General features: G+C 31.7%; 19 protein-coding genes. 15 read left to right on the top strand and 4 right to left on the bottom strand.

Going from position 1 to position 21,350, the window contains the following annotated elements:
* Positions 1–373 precede the first annotated feature (373 nt).
* Together RBU61_RS14800 and RBU61_RS14795 are read left to right on the top strand one after the other, a co-directional pair.
* Positions 374–1,021 (top strand): hypothetical protein, encoded by a 648-nt coding sequence (locus RBU61_RS14800; protein WP_308876312.1) that lies wholly within the window; start codon positions 374–376, stop codon positions 1,019–1,021.
* Positions 1,022–1,104: 83 nt separating this feature from the next.
* On the top strand, positions 1,105–1,419 hold the full coding sequence (locus RBU61_RS14795; protein WP_308876310.1) for a hypothetical protein: 315 nt from the start codon (positions 1,105–1,107) through the stop codon (positions 1,417–1,419).
* 45 nt (positions 1,420–1,464) lie between these two features.
* Here RBU61_RS14795 and RBU61_RS14790 read toward each other — a convergent pair whose 3' ends face one another.
* Positions 1,465–2,028: a hypothetical protein gene (locus RBU61_RS14790; RefSeq protein WP_308876308.1), complete on the bottom strand. Its 564-nt coding sequence runs from the start codon at positions 2,026–2,028 to the stop codon at positions 1,465–1,467.
* A 149-nt stretch (positions 2,029–2,177) separates the two neighbouring features.
* Here RBU61_RS14790 and RBU61_RS14785 point away from each other — a divergent pair, with 149 nt between their 5' ends.
* The 3 genes from RBU61_RS14785 (at position 2,178) to RBU61_RS14775 (ending at position 6,123) form a co-directional block, all read left to right on the top strand.
* Entirely contained in the window at positions 2,178–2,366 is a 189-nt protein-coding gene (locus RBU61_RS14785) for a YjfB family protein (protein WP_308876306.1), read from the top strand.
* 28 nt (positions 2,367–2,394) lie between these two features.
* Positions 2,395–3,816, top strand: coding sequence for an aminopeptidase (locus tag RBU61_RS14780; protein WP_308876304.1), 1,422 nt, complete (start codon positions 2,395–2,397; stop codon positions 3,814–3,816).
* A 273-nt stretch (positions 3,817–4,089) separates the two neighbouring features.
* On the top strand, positions 4,090–6,123 hold the full coding sequence (locus RBU61_RS14775; RefSeq protein ID WP_308876303.1) for a methyl-accepting chemotaxis protein: 2,034 nt from the start codon (positions 4,090–4,092) through the stop codon (positions 6,121–6,123).
* Between the two features lie 49 nt (positions 6,124–6,172).
* Here RBU61_RS14775 and RBU61_RS14770 read toward each other — a convergent pair whose 3' ends face one another.
* Positions 6,173–7,027, bottom strand: a complete 855-nt coding sequence (locus tag RBU61_RS14770; protein ID WP_308876300.1) for a YihY/virulence factor BrkB family protein — start codon at positions 7,025–7,027, stop codon at positions 6,173–6,175.
* Between the two features lie 80 nt (positions 7,028–7,107).
* Complete coding sequence (locus RBU61_RS14765; protein ID WP_308876298.1) at positions 7,108–8,172, bottom strand: ArsR family transcriptional regulator; 1,065 nt, start codon at positions 8,170–8,172, stop codon at positions 7,108–7,110.
* A 186-nt stretch (positions 8,173–8,358) separates the two neighbouring features.
* On the opposite strand from RBU61_RS14765, the gene RBU61_RS14760 reads away from it, so the two are divergent.
* The 8 genes from RBU61_RS14760 (at position 8,359) to pcp (ending at position 17,601) form a co-directional block, all read left to right on the top strand.
* The gene (locus tag RBU61_RS14760) at positions 8,359–10,053 is read left to right on the top strand and encodes a peptide ABC transporter substrate-binding protein (protein ID WP_308876296.1); all 1,695 of its coding nucleotides are present in this window, start codon (positions 8,359–8,361) and stop codon (positions 10,051–10,053) included.
* 72 nt (positions 10,054–10,125) lie between these two features.
* A complete protein-coding gene (locus RBU61_RS14755; protein ID WP_308876294.1) occupies positions 10,126–11,061 on the top strand; it encodes an ABC transporter permease in 936 nt (311 codons plus the stop codon).
* 11 nt (positions 11,062–11,072) lie between these two features.
* A complete protein-coding gene (locus RBU61_RS14750) occupies positions 11,073–11,993 on the top strand; it encodes an ABC transporter permease (RefSeq protein ID WP_308876293.1) in 921 nt (306 codons plus the stop codon).
* Between the two features lie 11 nt (positions 11,994–12,004).
* On the top strand, positions 12,005–13,030 hold the full coding sequence (locus tag RBU61_RS14745; RefSeq protein WP_308876291.1) for an ABC transporter ATP-binding protein: 1,026 nt from the start codon (positions 12,005–12,007) through the stop codon (positions 13,028–13,030).
* Positions 13,023–13,979, top strand: a complete 957-nt coding sequence (locus RBU61_RS14740; RefSeq protein WP_308876289.1) for an oligopeptide/dipeptide ABC transporter ATP-binding protein — start codon at positions 13,023–13,025, stop codon at positions 13,977–13,979. Before RBU61_RS14745 ends, RBU61_RS14740 begins: the two co-directional genes overlap by 8 nt.
* A 14-nt stretch (positions 13,980–13,993) precedes the next feature.
* Positions 13,994–15,379 (top strand): TldD/PmbA family protein, encoded by a 1,386-nt coding sequence (locus RBU61_RS14735; protein ID WP_308876287.1) that lies wholly within the window; start codon positions 13,994–13,996, stop codon positions 15,377–15,379.
* 2 nt (positions 15,380–15,381) lie between these two features.
* Complete coding sequence (locus tag RBU61_RS14730; RefSeq protein WP_308876285.1) at positions 15,382–16,734, top strand: TldD/PmbA family protein; 1,353 nt, start codon at positions 15,382–15,384, stop codon at positions 16,732–16,734.
* A 225-nt stretch (positions 16,735–16,959) separates the two neighbouring features.
* On the top strand, positions 16,960–17,601 hold the full coding sequence (gene pcp / locus RBU61_RS14725; protein WP_308876283.1) for a pyroglutamyl-peptidase I: 642 nt from the start codon (positions 16,960–16,962) through the stop codon (positions 17,599–17,601).
* 29 nt (positions 17,602–17,630) lie between these two features.
* On the opposite strand, the gene RBU61_RS14720 is transcribed toward pcp, so the two are convergent.
* Positions 17,631–19,628 carry a S9 family peptidase gene (locus tag RBU61_RS14720; RefSeq protein ID WP_308876281.1) on the bottom strand — a complete coding sequence of 666 codons (1,998 nt, stop codon included), beginning with the start codon at positions 19,626–19,628 and terminating at the stop codon, positions 17,631–17,633.
* 222 nt (positions 19,629–19,850) lie between these two features.
* Here RBU61_RS14720 and RBU61_RS14715 point away from each other — a divergent pair, with 222 nt between their 5' ends.
* Both RBU61_RS14715 and RBU61_RS14710 read left to right on the top strand, forming a co-directional pair.
* The gene (locus tag RBU61_RS14715; RefSeq protein ID WP_308876279.1) at positions 19,851–20,702 is read left to right on the top strand and encodes an HDOD domain-containing protein; all 852 of its coding nucleotides are present in this window, start codon (positions 19,851–19,853) and stop codon (positions 20,700–20,702) included.
* A 69-nt stretch (positions 20,703–20,771) separates the two neighbouring features.
* The gene (locus RBU61_RS14710) at positions 20,772–21,191 is read left to right on the top strand and encodes a hypothetical protein (RefSeq protein WP_308876277.1); all 420 of its coding nucleotides are present in this window, start codon (positions 20,772–20,774) and stop codon (positions 21,189–21,191) included.
* Positions 21,192–21,350: the final 159 nt, after the last annotated feature.

The raw sequence follows: 21,350 nt of genomic DNA, 5'->3' as shown, positions 1-21,350 counted from the left end.
AAGTACAAGCTGTAGATTTGATTTAGATGCTAGAAGTAAATACCAAGATGATGGCACAATCAATTAATCCTCATCTAGGCAAGACTATAGACATTAAATTATAAGAACAGATTTTCTGTTTTTTTTTATACCGAATAGGAAGGTTATACTTTTTCTCTTTTAGTTTTAGAACTTGATATAATCTAAATTAATTTCAAAAATGATTTCTTCAAATACTTATTCAAAAAACATCTCTATAGGGAATGGATATAACTGGATATAAAAAAACATATATCTAAATTTATCTATATGATACAATTAGAGAGAAATGAATAAATTGGAAGTTAAAGATAATTAATGATTTAAATGTCAAGAACTGAACGGAGGAGTCCATTTGACCAATCTAAATACAGCAAAAGAAAATATAATAGAAGAAGCATATCTAACTAATCACGAAGATTTTGTCAAAATCAATAATATATATTATGGTGGATTCCAAAGATGGCTATATATGGAAAAACTAAGATCAAAATTTTGGTCAGATAGATCTTGTGGTCTGATAGCTGCTGGAAATGCTCTGATCCATATGGCTATATACAGAAAGGGGCTAGATAGAATATATAGATACCCAGGTCTTTCAAAAGTTGAATTTACAAGATTTATCAACGATATCTACGGATTTGTCCAGCCTAGTATGTTTGGTATACCTAGTTTGGGAAAACTAAATAAAGGATTGAAGCTATTTGCTAAGTCTAAGGGAATTAACATAGGCTCTAAGACTTTATCTATGCCTAAGGAAGTAAATACTGCTATAAACTTTATTAAGGAAGGATTAATGATAGATTCACCAGTGCTAATGCTTACCTGGAATAGTAAAATTAAGAACCTCAAATATCATTGGGTGACTATTACGGGTTATATTAAAAATCAAGAAGGTAATAATTATATAATTACGTCGAATTGGGGAGATAAAGAGATATTTTCTTTAGATAATTGGATAAAGGAAAAAAATTTATATAAAGGATTAATTTATTTTTATTAGCTGATATGGGTATTAAGTTCTAAATTTTATAAAATAAAAGAAGTTATTATATTTTATGATACAATCATATAGAGGTGATTTTCATGGCATATCAAATATGTAAGAGATGTGGGAAATTCTTTAATAGAAATGGAAAATCATATTGTGAGGATTGCTCTAAAAAGATAGAGGAAGAATATGATCTAATCATAGAGCATATAAGAAAGCATCCCGACGCTACGATTTTAGATATTATTACAGCAACAGGAGTCCCCCTAAAGAGTATTAATTGCTATGTGGAAGATGGATATGCTTCTTATGTAGATAATAAAATTAAGAAAATAGATGAAGAAGAAGTCTCTAAAGTAATGGATAAAATAATAGGTACAAAAAGTAAGTTTCATATAAAAAGAGATTAATAAAAAAATACATATCTACTGGATGTCCAGTAGATATGTATTTTTTTATTCCCCATTAGCCCAAGCGTCAAATTTTTCCATAGTCAATCTATAAGTTTCTTTAGAAACATCTGGTAGTCCACCTAATATCTTTTCTGCTTCCTTAAATCCTTGATCAATGGCAGATCTAAGTGTGTCTGCTTTAGATTTATCTCCACCAGATATGGCTATTGCAAAGTCTACTAGTCTCTGGCTTACAGCCTCTGCTCCAAGAGGTCCATCAGGTCCTATTAGCTCTTGAGCTTCTAGCCTTGCAGTTTCATCGACTTCTACAATTTCATCGTCACCTAATAATTCAAGGCTCTTTCCTTGACGTCTAAGCATTTCTTGTACTAGTCTTATTAATTGAGAATGAGCTTCTTGACTTTCTCTTTTTAATTTAAGAATAGTATTTTTATCATAAATATGAGACGTTTCTTTTCGCTCTGTCTTTTCATAAACTGCTGCTGGAGTTTCTTTTGCTGTTTGAGTCTCCTTTGCTTCAGCTTTTGAATCTATTTTCTTTTCAGCATCTACTTTTTCTGTCGCTACCACAGGTGTAGTTCTGTGTATATTCTCAACTTTCAACATAATCACCCCTAATATATTTATCGGTAAATTCTGGAAAAGTTGTAGCAAAATATGTATCAAAACTAAAGAAATAATTGGTAAATAAAGGGCAGATATTCTATCCTTTATTGTTATATAATGTTATAATATTATGCAAGGGAGTTGGTATAATGGATATAGCAGCATTATCAATAGGTCTTAGTCAAATGAAAGTAGCTCAAGAAGTTGGCATTTCAGTTCTAAAAATGGCAATGGATACATCAGAAATCCAGGTTGCAGAAATGCTAGAAGTAAATACTAAAGCAATGGAACAATCTGTAAATCCTAAATTAGGTGGAAACATAGACATTAGATTGTAGGATTAATAATATTTCTAGGAGGGACAAGATGAAGGGAAAAGAATTACAAGAAAAATTAACTCATAAGTGGAAAAATGTATGGGAAGTATTAGATAATGAGGAACAAGAAAAAGTCTTTGCAATAAATGAAGAATATAGAGCTTTTCTTGACAAAGGGAAAACTGAAAGAGAAGCAGCACTAGAAATAATAAAAGTTGCTTCTGAAAATGGATATATATCCATAGAAGAAGTTATAGAAAAAGGAATAAAGCCTGTTCCAGGTATGAAGATATATGGAAACAACAAGGATAAATCTGTTGTACTATTTGTAATAGGAGAAGAAAGATTAGAAAAGGGAATGAATATAATTGGTTCTCACTTAGATGCTCCAAGAATAGATGTAAAGCAAAATCCACTTTATGAGGATTCAGACTTTGCATTACTAAAGACTCATTACTATGGTGGAATTAAAAAATATCAATGGGTAACATTACCTCTAGCTTTACATGGAGTTGTAATAAAGTCCAATGGAGAAAAAATTAATATAGTCATAGGTGAAGACGAAAATGATCCAGTATTCTTCATTACAGATTTACTTCCACATTTAGCAAAAGATCAAATGGAAAAGAAACTAAGTGAAGGAATTACTGGAGAAGGATTAAATCTTTTAATAGGTAGCATTCCTTATAAAAATGGAGATATAAATGAAAAAGTTAAATTAAATGTACTTAATATATTAAATGAAAAATATGGAATAGTAGAGGAAGATTTTACTTCAGCAGAATTTGAAATAGTTCCTGCAGGTAAATCAAAGGATGTAGGTATAGATAGGGGTATGGTTGGTGGATATGGACAAGATGATAGAGTATGTGTATTCACTTCATTTAAGGCTATATTAGATGTAGAGAAACCAAAGAAAACAGCTGTAGCTTTATTTGTAGACAAAGAAGAAATAGGTAGTGTAGGAAATACAAGTATGGAATCAATGTTCTTTGAAAACATGGTTTCAGAACTAATAAATCTTATGGAAGAAAAGTATTCAGAGCTTATAGTAAAAAGAGCATTGGCAAATTCCTCTGTACTTTCTGCTGATACATTAGCAGGTTTTGATCCTAATTATCCTGAAGTTTTAGATAAGAAAAACTCACCTTTCATAGGTAATGGAATAACTTTAGTAAAATATACTGGAGTTAGAGGTAAAGGCGGAAGTAATGATGCTAACTCTGAATATCTAGGTAGAATTAGAAAATTATTTAATGACAATAATATAGTATGGCAAATGGGTGAACTAGGTAAAGTTGATCAAGGTGGTGGCGGCACTATTGCTTATATTCTAGCAAAGTATGGAATGGAAGTAGTAGACTGTGGAGTGCCTTTACTAAGTGTCCATGCACCTTATGAAATTGCTAGCAAAGCAGATGTATATATGACTTACAAGGGTTATAATGTTTTCTATGAAAAGAATATATAGTTAAAAGGACAGATTTTTCTGTCCTTTTTTTATGTCATAGGAAAGTTTTGCTTTTTATCTTTTTAATTTTAAAATTTAATTTGATCTAAAGAGCTTCAAAAAAGTTGTTTTTAGAAGCTTTTTTACTGCTAATTTGCATTATTAATTTAGTATAAAATAAATCTACAAAATCCTACACAGTTGGTGGAAAATATTGGTAGAATATGATAATATATGTCGTAGTTTGATATATATTACACATAAACACAATTTATGATATAAGGAGATGTTACGATGAAAAGGAAAAAAGAGGGAAAAGATGTCCGAGAAATATTTAATAGTTTAAAAACTAGAATGATTTGCTCTAATCTATTGATACTGTTAGTTGTATCAGTTTCTATGGCTCTTATATCCTACATATTTTTCAGTAAAAGTATAAAAGGTCATATGGATCAAATTTTATCTAATAAAGCCTATGATTCAGCAAGAATAATTGATGAAAAAATAGAGAGGATTTTAGATAGCATAGAAGGGGCAGCCAGTCACCAAAGAATATCTAATCCAGAAACAGACTGGAATGTAAAGCTTGAGGCCATAAACATGGAAAAGGAAAGATTAAATTATAGTGATTTATACTTTTCAGACTTAAATGGAAATATAGTAATGGAAAATGGAAATATTTTTAATATTGGTGATAGAAAATATTTTAAGGCAGCTAAAGAAGGACAAACGACTCTTGGCGAGGCTGTCATAAGTAGGGCGTCAAAGGAGGCTATACTACCATTTGCTACTCCGATTAAACATAATGGTGAAATCGTTGGAGTACTACAAGGAACTAAGCCTGCTAGTGAAATCTACAATATTGTAAATGATATAAGTTTTGGTGAAACAGGAGATGCATTCTTAGTCAATGAAAATGGAGAATTAATAGCATATCATATCCCAGAAGTAGTTGAATCAGGAGAAATTACTATAGAAAATATGAAAACTATTCCTGAGTATGAAGGATTAGCGCAAGTATTTGAGAAAATGGTCAATGGTGAGTCTGATGTAGAACAATATTTCTATGATGGAAAAATGAGATATGCCAGCTATGCACCCCTAGATAACAATGGATGGTCTGTGGCTGTAGCCATAGATGTGGAGGAGATGGATGAGGACTTATATAATTTAAGAGATTATATGATAAATCTTACACTTATTGTATTAGTCGGTGGTGTAATATATTCAGTTATATATAGTAGCTCCATTGTGAAGCCAATAGGAGAAATTACTGAACATATGAAGGAAGTAGCACAATTAAATATTAAGAGAGATGTAAATCCTAAGATTTTAAATAGAAAAGATGAAATAGGAGAAATGGCACAAGCTAATAAAATTGTAGTCCAAAATCTAAGGGATTTTGCTGGTACAGTGAATATATCGGCTGAGCAGGTGGCTTCTTCTTCTGAGGAATTAACTGCCATATCTGAGGAATCTACTTCTGCTGCCACTAATATGGCTGAAAGCACAGGAGAAATTGCTGTAAGTGCTGAAAATCAATTAAACGATATATTAAATGTGACATCATATATGGAGGAGATATCTGCCCAAATTCAAGAAATAAGCAGCAATGCAGAGACAATAGATAATTTAAGCAATGAAGTTTCAGATAAGACTAATGTAGGTAAGTTTAAGATGGAAGAAACCGATGTTCAAATGAATAATATTGTAAAAAGTTCTGAAGAAGTAAAGTTATCTCTATTAGAAGTAGATAACAGTTCTAATGAAATGGATGAAATCATAAATGTAATTAGATCTATTGCAGAACAGACAAACTTACTTGCTTTAAATGCGGCTATAGAAGCAGCCCGTGCAGGAGATGCAGGTCGTGGATTTTCTGTAGTAGCCGATGAAATTAGAAAACTAGCTGAAGAAACAGCAGTATCCACTGGTAGAATAGATAATATAATAAGAGAAAACCATACTATAATAGAGAAAGCTAACCATAATATGGAGTTAAGCAATTCTGAAATAAATAAGGGTATGGCTACTGTAAAGGAATCTATAGAATACTTTAATCAGATCTCAGAATCTATAAATAAAGTAACAAGCCAGGTGGAAAACATAGCTAAAGCCATAAATCAAGTGGCAGAAGGAACAGAAAATGCAGTAAAAGGTGCAGTTGCTATTGAAGGCATGAGTAAGGGTATAAACGATAGTATTCAAAATATATCTGCAGCAACTGAGGAACAAACGGCTTCCATGGAAGAAATCGCATCATCATCAGAATCATTGTCTCAATTGGCAATGGAATTGAGAGATTTAGTAGCAAAAATTGAAATGTAGCAATTTGAAAGATAAAGAAGGGTTAGACTAGTTTTAGTCTAATCCTCTTTTAATTATTTCGTATATACCACAAGGTGGCATTAATTTCTCCGCCTAAGATTATTATAATACTGCTTAAATAGAGCCAAATAAGTAAAACTATTATTCCTCCAAGGCTGCCATATGTCTTTCCATAGTTGGCAAAATTATTTACATAGTAAGAAAATATAGTAGACGTAAATATCCATCCAATAGATGCAAATATGGCACCAGGAATGGTATTTTTTAAGTTGATTTTTCTGCCATTTTTTATGGAAGGTATAAATCTATATAATAATGCAAATATGAGAATCATAAAGGCCAAGGATATAATCACCCTAAAATATTGCCAAAAGGAAATGAAATTTTGTGTAATACCTAAGAAATCAAATAATCGATTTCCAAGGACTTCTCCAAATACTAATGTTAATAGTACTATAACCAATAACAATAAAAGAGCCAAGGTAAATAATATTGCCATCCCCCTTAACTCTAGATAATGCCTCGTTTCATCTACATCATAGGCCTTGTTTAATATACGAATGAGAGCCATTATTGCCTTAGAGGCTGCCCAAAGACCAGTGATAGCACCTAGGGAGAGCAAAGTTTCGCTGCTAGTTGTTACGGTTTCAATAAATAAATTAGATACTATTCTCTGAGTGTCCATTGGCAATAAAACTATTATACTATGTAATACATCCTCCCGAGCAATGGAAGTATAGCTTAGTATATTTAAAAGGAATATTAGAAATGGAAAAATAGACAATACTAAATAATAGGATAATTGAGCACCTATGGCGGTTACATTGTCATCCTTTACTCTAAATAATAATTCCTTTAAAAATTTAGCATATATATTATCATATCTATCTAGCCAATTTAACAAAATAACACCCCCAACTATAAGTATACTAATAGTTTACCATAAAAATGCATATATGAACAATTAGCTGGAGCCATTATACCTTAGTTAAACAAATCTTCTAAGGCCATATTGAAAAGTTCTTCAAGTCTTTTCTTATTTGTAGTGTAGTAGTATCTATTATTTATAATACTAGGTTCAAAATTTAATATCTCTAAATCTAGTAATAAATTTAAGTGGTAGGATAGAGTAGCTGTAGTTAAATTAAAATAATCTGACAGCTCTTTATTATACCAAGGTCTTTTAGAAGTTAATTTTAGTATTTCTATTCTTTTATCGTCAGATAAAGCCTTAAATAATGATTTATAAGTATCACGTTTCTTCCTGCTTTCAAATCTATGCTCAATAGTTTGGCCGCAGCACATAACCAAAATATCTTCAAAAGTAAAATAAATTATACCCACATCGATATAAAAACTCATATATATAACTATTTCATTGTGAAGCTCCATGGCTTTAGAATAATCTCCAATTCCTATGGTATTTATAAAACCAGCAGAATCTTTTTTAAATAATTCATTATGAAAAACTAATCTTTCTTCCATATAATTATAAACGTTATCTTCAAAGGGTTTATAAAATTCATTATAGAAAATTTGTAAGACATCTATTAGCTTATTTTTATATTCTTCAGGATGAGTCTTCATTTGCATAAAGGCTGAAGCTATTTCAGGGGAATAAACTTCAGTTAAGGTGTTTTTTAACTCTATATCATTATCTAGTGAAGCCGCAAGTTCATAATATTTATAGGAAATTTGAATCATAGTGGAAGACTCCAACTCTCCTAGGGCTTCTATCATTTCTAGGGGTTCTTTAATATCCTTCATCATTATAAGATTAAGGCAAACATCTATTAATCTATAGGTTTCATCTGTTACGAATACCAAATCATTACGAAAAAAAGGAGATATATTATTATCTACATACTTTAACCATTCTTTTACCTCTTTATTAGGGGAAAAATCCATTATTCCCTTAGCACTATCATTTACCAAATCAGGAGTATTCCAATAGATTTGGCGAGATTTATTGTTAGTATACTTGAGAATAGATGATATAAACTCTATTGCTTTATTATATTCTATTCTGCATACTTGAGTATTTTCCATTTTTTCACCTCCTAATTAGTCTTATGTAAATGATACAATATACTGAAAATTAATTCAATAGCAAATTGGGGTTATGTTAGAAAATAATCTAACGTAATGATAGATAAAAAGTTGACAGGCGTTAGAAAATATTCTATACTGAAATTATAAAATTAATATACTTAATAACAAAAGGAGGATTCACAGATGAGAAGCAAAAAGTTTTTAGCATTATCACTTGCATTAATGTTAATTTTACTTAGTGTAGCAGGCTGTGGAAAAAAAGAAAACAGTGAAGTACCAGTAACAGAAGGTAATCAAAATGATGGGGAAGCAACTATTGATAAGGAACAATATCTAAATCTTTATTTAGTAGCAGAACCAAGTACTTTAGACTCTTCTAAAGGTTCAGATATGTATTCAAACAAAGTACTTAATAATGTATTAGAACCACTTACTAGATTAGAAGAAGATGAGAATCAAAATAACTTCCTAGCACCAGCAGGAGCAGAAAGCTGGGAGCATAGTGAAGATGGTACTGTATGGACATTTAAAATTAGAGAAAATACATGGTCAGATGGAGTTAAAGTAAGAGCTCAAGACTATGAATATGGTATAAAAAGATCAGTAGCTCAAGAAACAGCATCACCTTATGCGTGGATTTTGATGTCAATTAAAAATGCGTCAAAAGTAAATAATGGAGAACTTACAGTTGATGAACTTGGAGTAAAATCCTTAGATGATAATACTCTTGAAATAACTTTAGAGTCAGCAACTCCATATTTTGAGCAATTAACTTATCAAAGAGTAATGTACCCTCAAAGACAAGATATAGTTGAAGCACAAGGAGATAAATATGGTTCAGAATTCGATACTTTAGTATATAATGGACCATTTACTTTAACGACTTGGGTTCACAATAGTGAATTGGTTTTAACTAAGAATGATAACTATTGGGATAAAGATACTGTTAAACTACAAAATGTAAATTTGAAAATTATTTCAGATCAAAATGCTATTTATAACTCCCTAGCAAATGGTTCCTTTGATTCAGCGACGGTTAATAAGGGAGAATGGAAAGATAAGTTTATGAAGGATGAGAACTTAAATCATATAGAAATAATTTATCCAAGTATTAACTTCATGTTCTTCAATACTCAAGATGAGGTATTTAAAAATGCCAATATAAGAAAAGCTTTTACAATAGCTTTAAACAGAGAAGAATTAGCTGATGCTGTATTCTATGGAGTACCTGCTCCAGCTTATGGTTGGGTACCACCAAGTATAAATATAGGTGATGACGAGTATAGACAAGTGGCAGAATCGCCAATTAAAAAATTAGCTGATGAAAATAAAGATCCTAAAGCACTTTTAATCAAAGGGTTAGAAGAATTAGGAATGGATACAGACCCATCTAAATTAACAGTAAAGATTTCATTAGGTGGAACAGATCAATGGTTCAGAACATATGGAGAGTATCTACAACAAACTTATATTAAAACATTGGGAATTAATTTCCAAGTAGAGCAAATGGAATGGCCGGTATTTGATGGTAATGTAAAAAAAGGAGATTTCCAAATTGGTTATATGCAGTGGGGAGCAGATTTCAATGACCCAATTAATATGCTAAACTTATTTAAATCAGATGCACCAGCTATAGGTACTGGCTGGGTAAATGAAAGATTTGACGAACTTGTGACTTTAGCTGCTTCAGAGATGGATAGTGCTAAACGTTTAGAGTACTTTAAAGAAGCAGAAAATATATTATTATATGAAGAAGCAGCAGTAGCTCCAGTAGTATATCCAAGAGACCATGTATTTAGATATAAATATGTTAATGACTTAGGAGTTACTCCATTTGGTACTCAAGGATATAAATATAGCTTTACTCAAGGTAGATAGTTAAATTTATATAGCAGTTTATAGATATATCTATAGACTGCTATATTGCTAAATAAGCAAAGGAGGAAGATTATGGGTAAGTATATAATGAAAAGAATTGGATATATGATTCTTACTCTATGGATTGTTGTAACTATTACTTTTTTCTTGATGCATAGTATACCAGGAGATCCCTTAGCTCATATGGCTAAGAATTTGCCAGAACAAATTAAGTTAAATTACTATCAAAAGTATGGATTGGATAAACCTGTTATAGTTCAATATGGAACATTTATGAAAAATCTAATTACAAAGGGAGATTTAGGGGAGTCTCTAAGGTATCCAGGTAGATCAGTTACAGAAACTGTACTAACAAATGCAAAGGTATCAGGTAGACTAGGTATGCAAGCAATTAGCTTAGGTATTGTAATTGGTATTACTCTTGGAATAATAGCTGCCTTAAATAGGAATAAATGGCCAGATTATTTAGTTATGTTTATAGCTATTTTAGGTATTACTGTTCCCGTATTTATTATTGCTGCACTTTTGCAATATACATTATCGGTTAAATTTGAGCTTTTACCAACTACTGGCTGGGGTAAGTTCAAACATACTATTCTTCCTACAATAGCCATGTGCTTTGGTTCCATAGCTACTTATGGAAGATATATGCGTTCCAATGTACTAGAAGTATTAAATCAAGACTATGTTCTTACAGCTCAGGCAAAAGGTGTTAGTCCATTTAATGTTGTAAGAAAACATGTACTTAGAAATGCAATACTTCCTGCTATTACTATACTTGGACCACAAATTGCAGGAATATTTACAGGTTCTTTTGTTATTGAAAGGATATTTGGTATTCCAGGATTAGGTTCATATTATATTACTTCCATTAATGATAGGGATTATACTATGATTATTGGAACTACAGTTTTTTATGCAGCATTATTTGTAATAACTCAATTAGTAGTAGATTTACTTTATGGTGTTGCAGACCCTAGAATTAGAGTTGCAAAAAATAGCAAATAGGAGGGCCCAAAATGGAAGGCATTTCAAAAGATAAATTTAGAAAGATTGGTATAGACCCATCATCAAATGAAGCCATGGCACGTCCTAGAGTCGGCTATTGGCAAGATGCTTGGAGAAGACTTAAAACTAATAAGGTTGCAATGTTAGCCATTGTAATACTTTTAACCATATGTATAATGACTGTAATAGGACCACATATAAATGGTTTCAAATATGAAGAAGTAGATTCATCAAAGATTAACCTAAAGCCAAATAGTGAGCATTGGTTTGGTACAGATGAATTAGGACGTGATGTTTTCTCTAGGGTATGGCAAGCAGGTAGAACATCTATGATAATAGGTATTGTAGGTGCACTTATTTCTACAATAGTGGGAAGTATTTATGGTGCCTTTGCTGCATACTTCGGGGGAAAAGTAGACAATATTATGATGAGAATAGTTGAGGTTTTAACTTCTATTCCATATTTAATAATAGTTATTATAATTTCCATAGTTACAGAATCAAGAGATATAGGAACTTTACTTTTAACTTTAACTTTAACTGGTTGGTGCAGTATGGCAAGACTTGTTAGAGGGCAGATGTTACAAATAAAACAGCAGGAATATATTATGGCAGCGGAAGCACTAGGAGTTAGTCCTTGGAAAATAATCACAAAACATTTAATTCCAAATTCTTTAGGTATAGTTATAGTAACTATTACCTTTGATATTCCGGGGTATATCTTTGCTGAGTCATTCCTATCCTATCTTGGACTTGGACCTCAGCCACCGGCAACTTCATGGGGTGCTTTAGCATCAGCTGCACAGCAAAACTTTATATTTTATCCTCATCAATTGTTTTTCCCGGCTCTTATGATTGCTTTAACCATGTTGTCATTTACATTACTAGGTGATGGACTTAGAGATGCTCTAGATCCTAAACTAAGACAATAGGAGGGAGAAAAATGGAAAAGGTACTAGAAATTAAAGACTTAAATATATCATTTCATACCTATGCAGGAGAGGTAAAGGCTGTTAGAGGTATTAGTTTTGACGTTCACAAGGGAGAAACATTAGCCATTGTTGGAGAATCAGGTTGTGGAAAAACTGTTACAGCAAAGGCTATTCTAAGACTATTAAAAACTCCACCAGCGGAAATAAAAAAAGGTTCACAGATTTTATTTGATGGTGAAAATGTTGTAGAAATGGATAAAAAGAGACTACTTTCCTATAGAGGGGAAGATGTAGCCATGATATTCCAAGACCCTATGACATCTTTAAACCCTACTATGACAGTAGGTAAGCAAATAATGGAAACCTTACAGATTCATAAAAAAAACAGTAAGAAAGAAGCAGAAACAGAGGCAATAAAACTTCTTAAATTAGTAAATATTCCAAATGCAGAAGAAAGAATAAATCAATATCCCCACGAACTATCAGGTGGAATGAGACAAAGGGTTATGATAGCCATAGCTTTATCTTGTAATCCTAGAGTGCTTATTGCAGACGAGCCAACTACTGCCCTTGATGTAACTATTCAAGCTCAGATTATGGATTTATTAAAGGAATTAAAAGATAAATTTGGTACTGCCATTATTCTTGTAACTCATGACCTTGGAGTTGTTGCAAACTTTGCAGATAGAATTCAGGTTATGTATGCAGGAAATATTGTGGAAACTGGAACTAAGGAAGAAATCTTCTATAATAGCCAGCATCCATATACTTGGGCCCTACTTAGCTCTGTACCAAGTGTAGATACAAAGAGTAAGGAAGAGCTTTACTCCTTAGGTGGTACACCACCAGATTTAATTCTTCCATTACCAGGTTGTCCATTTGCTTCAAGATGTGAGCATGCAATGGAAATATGTAAGGAAATGAGACCAGAAGAAACTAGTCTTTCAGGTACACATAAAGTAAATTGCTGGCTACAGCACCCAGATGCTCCTAAAGTAGACAGAGTAAGGAACTTAGGAGGTGGAAAAAATGAGTAAGGATAATTTCATAGAAATAGTAGAGTTGAAAAAATATTTTCAAGTAGGAAAAAATGCAACTCTTAAAGCTGTAGATAATGTAAGCTTTAATATAAAAAAAGGTGAAACTTTAGGTTTAGTTGGTGAGTCTGGATGTGGAAAAACTACTTGTGGTAGAACAATTTTAGGCATTTATCCAGCCACATCAGGTCAAGTTTTATTTAATGGAAAAGATGTTCATAAAATGAACAGAGCAGAAAAACTTGAGTTTAAGAAAAATGCTCAAATTATATTCCAAGACCCATATGCTTCCTTAGATCCTAGAATGACCATAGGTGACATTATAGGTGAAGGTATGGATGTTCATTTAAAATTAAGTAATAAAGAAAGACAAGAAAGAATACACGATTTGCTAAAGAAGGTAGGCTTAAATCCTGAACATGGTTCTAGGTTCCCCCACGAACTATCAGGAGGACAAAGACAAAGAATAGGTATAGCAAGGGCTCTAGCAGTAGAACCACAATTTATTATGTGTGATGAGCCTATTTCTGCCCTTGATGTATCTATCCAAGCTCAAATAGTAAATCTTCTTATAAAATTACAGAGGGAAATGGGTTTAACTTATTTGTTTATATCCCATGACCTTTCCATGGTAAAACATATATCAGATAGAGTAGGGGTAATGTATTTAGGTTCCATGGCAGAATTAGCAAGTAATGATGCCTTATATGACAATCCATTACATCCATATACAAAGGCACTAATATCTGCTATACCAGTGGCAGACCCTAGTGCAGAGGAAACAAGAAATAGGATAAAACTAGAAGGAGAAGTACCTTCACCTATTAATCCGCCACCTGGGTGTAAATTTGTTAAGAGATGTGCCTATGCAAAAGATATCTGTCACAAGGAAACCCCTGTATTAAAAGAGGTGGAAAAGGATCATTTTGTTGCCTGTCACTTATATTAGAAAGGGGGAATTTGATGTTAAATAGATCAATAATTGAAGATATATTTTTTGAAGCATTATCATGCGGTGGTGATTTCTGTGAAGTATTTATGGAAGATAACTTTTCTACAGAAATTGCCACTCTTGGTGGTAATATTGAAAGAGGTATGAGTGGAAGAGACTTTGGTATAGGTATTAGAGTCTTTAAGGGGTTAAGTTCTGTATATGGATATACCAACGATTTATCTAAAGAAAATCTTATAAATATTACAAGAAGAATAACAAAATCTTTTAAAGGTGATAAAAAAGATATTGTATTAAACTTTGATAAAGCTATTGATCCAGTAAATCATCCCTATGTAAATTTTCCATCTAAAGTTGATTTATCTAAGAAAATGGAATTCACAAAGAGGGCATATCAAGCTGGAATGGACTATGATGAGAAAATAACCCAAATGACGGTAAATTACTTAGATCAAGAGCAAAACGTACTTATAGCCAATACGGAAGGTATCTATATAGAAGATACAAGAGTGAGAACAAGAATGTTAATTATTGCCGCAGCTGAACATAATGGACAAATAGAAACTGGATATATTGGACCTGGTGCTTTAATGGGTACTGAGTTCTATGATAAGATTATTATAGAAGATTATGCAAGGGAAGCAGCTAGAAATGCTAAGACAATGGCAATGGCTGATTATTGTCCTGCTGGAAATATGCCAGTTGTTGTAGATAATGGATTTGGTGGACTAATGTTTCACGAGGCCTGTGGACATAGCTTAGAGGCTTCATCTGTAGCTAAAGGACTTTCAGTTTTTTCAGATAGAATAGGAGAAAAGATAGCTTCTGATGTAGTTACTTTAGTAGATGATGGTTCAATAGTCAATTCTTGGGGTTCCCTTGGAGTAGATGATGAAGGTATGAGAACACAGAAAAATATTCTTATTGAAAATGGTATCCTAAAGGGATATATGATAGATAAATTAAATGCTAGACGAATGAATATGAACCCTACAGCTTCAGGAAGAAGACAAAGCTATAGATTTTCTCCAACTGCTCGTATGACAAATACCTATATAGATAAAGGTACTAGTACAAAAGAAGAGATAATCGAAAATACAGAGAAGGGTTTATTTGCTAAATATATTTCAGCGGGTTCAGTAAACCCAGCTACAGGAGATTTTAACTTCTCCCTATCAGAGGCATATTTAATTGAAAATGGTAAAATAACGAAACCAGTTAAGGGTGCAACTTTAATAGGTAATGGTAATAAAATCCTTCAAGACGTAGATATGGTAGGAGATAATCTTCAGATTGGGCAAGGTTATTGTTATGCAGGTAGTGGAGCATTATTCATTGGTGCAGGACAGCCTACCCTTAGGGTTAAGACCATGACTGTTGGCGGAAGGGAGGAATAGGAATGGATAGAGATAAATTAATATCTTCTTTATTTGAGAAGGGTAAGGCCTATGATATAGAGGAAATGGAAGTCTATATAAGTAAAGATTCTTCAGTGGATTTTAATATATATGAGGGAGAATTGGAAAAATATATAGTGGCAGAAGAAATAGGTCTATCCTTAAGAGGGATTTATAATGGAAAAATGGGCTATTCCTATACTGAAAAGCTGGCAGAGGAAAATTTAGATGAGCTGATAAAAAATTTAATTCAATATGCAGAGAATAACCATAATGAGACGATAGAAAAGATTTCTTCCCAAACACTAGGAGTAGAAGAATTTATTCCACGGGAAAATCTACTTAATAAATATAGTGAAGAAGACAAAATAAATTACTTATTTGATTTAGAAAAAAGAGCCTATAGTGTAGATACAAGAGTAAAAACCATAAGCCAATGTAGCTATGGCGAGAAGACTGAAAGTGTATATATTAGAAACACTAAAGGTCTAGAATTAGAAGATAGTCATACTATAGGTACAATAAATCTTGGAGCTGTTACAGAAGAGGGAAGGAATATGCAGACAGGGTATTCTCACTACCTATTCAATGACCTTAAGGAAGAATATAAGGAGATACTTATTAAGGATAGTGTAGGAGACGCATTGATGATGCTTGGAGCAGAACCAATAGAGTCTTCTAATTATGAGGTAATCCTTAGAAACAATGTGGCAGCAGATATGTTTAGTAGTTTTTTGCCAATATTTTTTGGAAGTAATGTTCAAAAGAATTTATCTTTAATGAAGGGAAAAATCGGCACTGAAGTAGCAGTGGATTTTTTCAATATAATAGAAGACCCTTTGATGGAAGATGGAAAATACTATAGAACTTTTGATGATGAAGGTACTTTAACTAATAAAAAATATATAATAGAAAAAGGAGTATTAAAGACTTTTCTCTATAATAATAAAATTGCTGAGAAGGAGAATACTTCTTCTACAGGAAATGGATTTAGAGATTCACATAAATCCTCTATTGACATAATGAGTACAAATATGTGTATTGAAGAAGGAAATAAATCTTTAGAAAATATGATTAAATTCATGGAAAAGGGTATAATTATTATAGATATTGATGGACTACATGCAGGAATCAATCCTACATCTGGAAACTTCTCTTTATTATCTAAGGGATTATTAGTGGAAGATGGAAAAGTAGTCAGACCACTTTCTCAAATAACCATGGCAGGAAACTTGTATGAGATGCTAAAAAATATTAAGAGCATTGGAAATGATACTAAGTTTTGTCATCCAAGTTCAAACTATTTTGGCTCCCCTTCAATTTTGGTGGGCAAACTAACAATAGCTGGTAAGTAAAATTTATATACCAATTCTATACTTACAACATATACTTACAACATTGAATCACATAATAAAAACGAGTGGAGACTAATCTTCACTCGTTTTTTAGTAAAAACAAAATATTTTAAATAAAATTACTAAAGTAAAGGTAGGTGAAAAGGGGTAATAAAAAACTATAAAAAATAGTAGTGTCTTAATACAAGAAAAAAATAGCTTTTGTATAGTGAAGGAGGTAAATAAATGAAAGTATTGATTACAGGATTTGATCCCTTTGGAGGAGAAAAGATAAATCCTGCCTATGAGGCAATAAAAGATTTAGAAGATAATATTGGTGGGGCAGAAATTATAAAAAAAGAAATACCTACTGTCTTTAAGAGATCCATAGTGGAATTAGAAAAGGCAATAGAGGAAGAAAAACCAGACATAGTTATATGTGTTGGTCAAGCTGGTGGAATATATGATATTACCTTAGAAAGGGTGGCTATAAACATAGATGATGCAAGAATATCAGATAATGAAGGAAACCATCCTATAGATGAAAAAATATTTGAAGATGGTGAAAATGCATATTTTGCATCTATACCTATTAAAGCTATGACTCAGGAAATAAGAAAAGGAGGAATACCTGCTAGTATTTCCAATACTGCTGGAACCTTTGTATGTAACCATATTATGTATGGATTATTATATCTAATTGACAAGAAGTTTCCTAATTTAAGAGGAGGATTTATTCATGTACCTTTTCTACCGGAGCAAGTTGTAGATAAAGGAAATGTTGCTAGTATGAGTACAGCAAATATTACAAAAGCCTTAAAACTAGCTATCGAAGGGGCATTAAAATATAAAGAGGATATAAAGGCACAGGAAGGAAAAACTCATTAATAAAATAATCAGGCCTAGCCCTGATTATTTTATTTTAGGTATTTGTCAAACCAATTGGTTATTTCTTCTAATCTTTTAATTCTATGTTTTGGCTTTCCAGATCTGCTTAGTTCATGGTTTTCTCCCTTAAACATACATAATCTAGAATCTACTCCATGATACTTTAGGGAAGTAAACATTTGAATACCTTCTGGTAGCCAGCATCTATAATCTTCCTCTGAATGAATAAATAAAGTAGGTGTAACTACCTTATCTGCATATTTCATAGGAGAGTGGAACCATAGTTTTTCCACATCAGACCAAGGTGTAGCAGCATTTTGATCTTCTACAAAATAATATCCTATATCTGTAGTACCAAACTTAGAAATCCAGTTAGAGATAGATCTTTGAGAAGCAGCTGCCTTAAATCTATTGGTGTGGCCTATTATCCAGTTAGTCATAAACCCACCATAGGAACCACCAGTTACTCCAACTCTTTCCCTATCTATAAAAGTACATTTTTCTAGGACTAAATCAGTAAACTTCATTATATCATCATAGTCTATAGTACCATATTTACCTCTTATGTCTGAAAATTCATTGCCCTTACCATCACTACCCCTTGGGTTGCAGAAGAATACAACATAGCCTTCATTTGCCCAGTATTGCATTTCATGGTAAAATATATCTCCATAAACTGTTTTAGGACCGCCATGGATATTTAATATGGCAGGATAAGTTTTACCTTCTTCAAAGTCTACAGGTTTCATTATCCAACCATCTATAGTAAGGTTATCATTTTCAAAGCTTAAATGCTCTGGTTGAGATAATTTTTTATCTGTCATTACCCATTCGTTTAAAGAAGTTAATTGGGTCTCTGTTTTATTTTCCAAGGCATATAGTTCTTGAAGTCTAAGGCCTCTAAGACCTATGAATTTAATCTTTCCATCTTTCACATCAAATCCATCTATAGAGCCTTTACTCTCTGTAAGTTTTTCTATATGTCCATCTTTATCTATTCGATTAATATATGAATTGCTTCCTTCAGTAGTGGTAAAATATAAATAATCTTCATCTACCTTAATGGAAGTATTTCCACCGTATCTACAGTCAGAACCAACGGAATTCCAAAGCCCGTAATCAAAATCATCAGAAGATATTCTATGACAATTTTCACCATTTAATTCCATTAGGAAGAAATGAGGATTTTCATTTAGCCCATAGGATTTCATATCCTTTCCAGCAAAGATTATTTTGTCTCCTAAGAAATCAGCATATGAATAATTAAATGTTTCTTCATGGTTTAATTTTTCTAAAGTATTTTCCCTGATATTACATATAGATATATCAGAGCTTCTAGAAGCTTTATCTGTATAGGAGTTAGAGATCATAACTAATTTAGTTTTGTCTTTATTTAATTTTACACTATTTATATCAGTAAATTCATCTGTAATAGGAGTAAGTTTTTCATCCTTAAAATTATATAGATAAAGTCTATTTCTCTTTTTATTTATAAATCCCATACCGTTTCCCCAAAAAGGAATTTCATCTAATACTTCGTAATCCTTATCTTCTTCCATTTGTTTTATGGCTTTTTCCTTATCTTCACCTGATAATTCTTTAAGGTTTGGCTTATTATATTGAAATGTAGCAGTAAGTAAAAGATTGTCTTCGTCTATAAACTCTATGGAATTTACATTAAGGGGAACTTCAAATGATTTAGTAGCTTCTCCGCCGCTAAGGTTGATTTCATAATATGAAGTGAAGTCTTCTTTCTTTTCTTTTCTTTCTTTATCTTTTTTAGATCTCATGGCAGGGAAAATAATAGTATTATCATCTTTCCATATAAAAGATCTTTCTTCATCTAAGGATGTTAATTTTAACTCTGATTTGTTGTCTTCATCATAGATATGAATATTGGATAAATATTTGTTTTCATCTACATCTATTTCGTGGAGTACAAAACCGGTTTTTTTGCCATTGGGTGAAGCTTTAATGCCTGATAAAAATTTATACTTTGTAAAATCATCTAATTTTAATTTTTCCACGGACATCCCTCCAATAATTTCTTTAGTGTATCTAAATAATATTATATACCATTTATTGGAGAATTTGAAATATTTTTTAATTTGTAGGAAATTTAAAATATATAATGAATTATATAAGCAGAATTTTATTATAAAAATAATTTTGAGTCTTTTAGTCTATAGTTTATTTAGAGAATTTTTTATATAATTAAATAAAAAGCTATATTGATTGGAGAGATTAATATGACAAAGCTTACTTTAGAATATATAGTCAATAAAGTTGACGATATGAAAGCATTGCCTGAAATTATAAATAAACTAATAGCATTAACTGATGATCCAGATTCCACTGTTCAGGATATGGAGAAGGTAATTTTACAAGATCAGGTATTGACTACCAAGATCCTTCGTCTTGCTAACTCTGCTTACTATGGATATGCAAGAAAGATTTCTACTGTATCCCAAGCAACTATTTTGTTAGGATTTCAAGCTATAAAGGGTATAGCTCTTGCTTCTACAGTAAGAACATATCTAGTGGATGAGCTAAGAGGATATTCTCTAGACAAAAATGAACTATGGTCACAATCTCAAACCTGTGCCATAATATCAAGATTTATTGCCAAAAGTATAAAATATTCTAATCCAGAGGAGGCTTATATTGCAGGACTACTTAGAGATATTGGTAAGACTGTATTGAATCAACATATGGAGAAGGAATATATGAAAGTGTTATCAAAGATGGAAGAAAATAAAATATCTTTTTTAGATGCTGAAAAGGAAGTTTTAGGTTTTGGGCATACAGAAATAGGTGAGAAGATAGCTGAAAAATGGGATTTCCCTAAGGAGTTAGTAGAAGCAATATGCTATCATCATACCCCAGAACTAGCAAATATAAATCCACTTTTAGTTTCAATAGTTCATATTGCTGATGCTATTACTATGATGATGGGAATAGGTCTTGGACTTGATGGATTATCTTATAACTTATCTTCTGTAGCAATAGATAAGTTAAGCTTAGATGAAACACAATTTCAGACAATTATATCTCAAGTGGCCGATTTAGTAATAGATGAAGAGAGTTTTTTAGTCACATAAAAAAGCAGATAATTTTATCTGCTTTTTTTAATATATGTAATATAGTGTAGTAAAGGAGCGTGTATAGATATGAAAAAAAGTTACTCAAGGATTACAATGTTTGGCATAATTATAGTCATATTTTTGTTTATTTATATGATAAGGTTTAGCATTATGAGAAATACCATTATTGATATAGTCGGAAATAATAATATGTGGAAAGCATCATTAAATATGCAAATAGGCTATAATAATGAATTAGTGATTACACTGACAACAGAGAAATTTGAACCACCATCTGAAATTTTTGTCGATATTTTGGTTAAAGATAAAAGTGTATACACCGATAAATTAGAAATAGAAGATAATAATTTTTCCCAATTTGGTATATATAAGTGCAATTTCAATTCTATTAAATATTTAGAAAAAAACTATAAAGATGTGTCTGTTACTGTAAGTGTCAATGATGAACTGATAACAATTCCATTAAATTCAATCAAAACAAATTAAAATGTATAGTTTATTTTGAAGTACAAACAACTATGGATGGTTCTGTTGGTATAGATATTCCAGGATTTTCTTTTACAGGAAATATAGACGGTGTGAAATATTATTTATCAGATACTGTAAAAGGAACAAAAACTTATTCAGTAAGATAATGAGCTCAAA

This window comes from Tissierella sp. MB52-C2 (assembly GCF_030931715.1).
Lineage (GTDB): Bacteria > Bacillota > Clostridia > Tissierellales > Tissierellaceae > Tissierella.
Note: the sequence above shows the minus strand (reverse complement) of the source record. Positions and strands in the feature narration are given on the sequence as shown.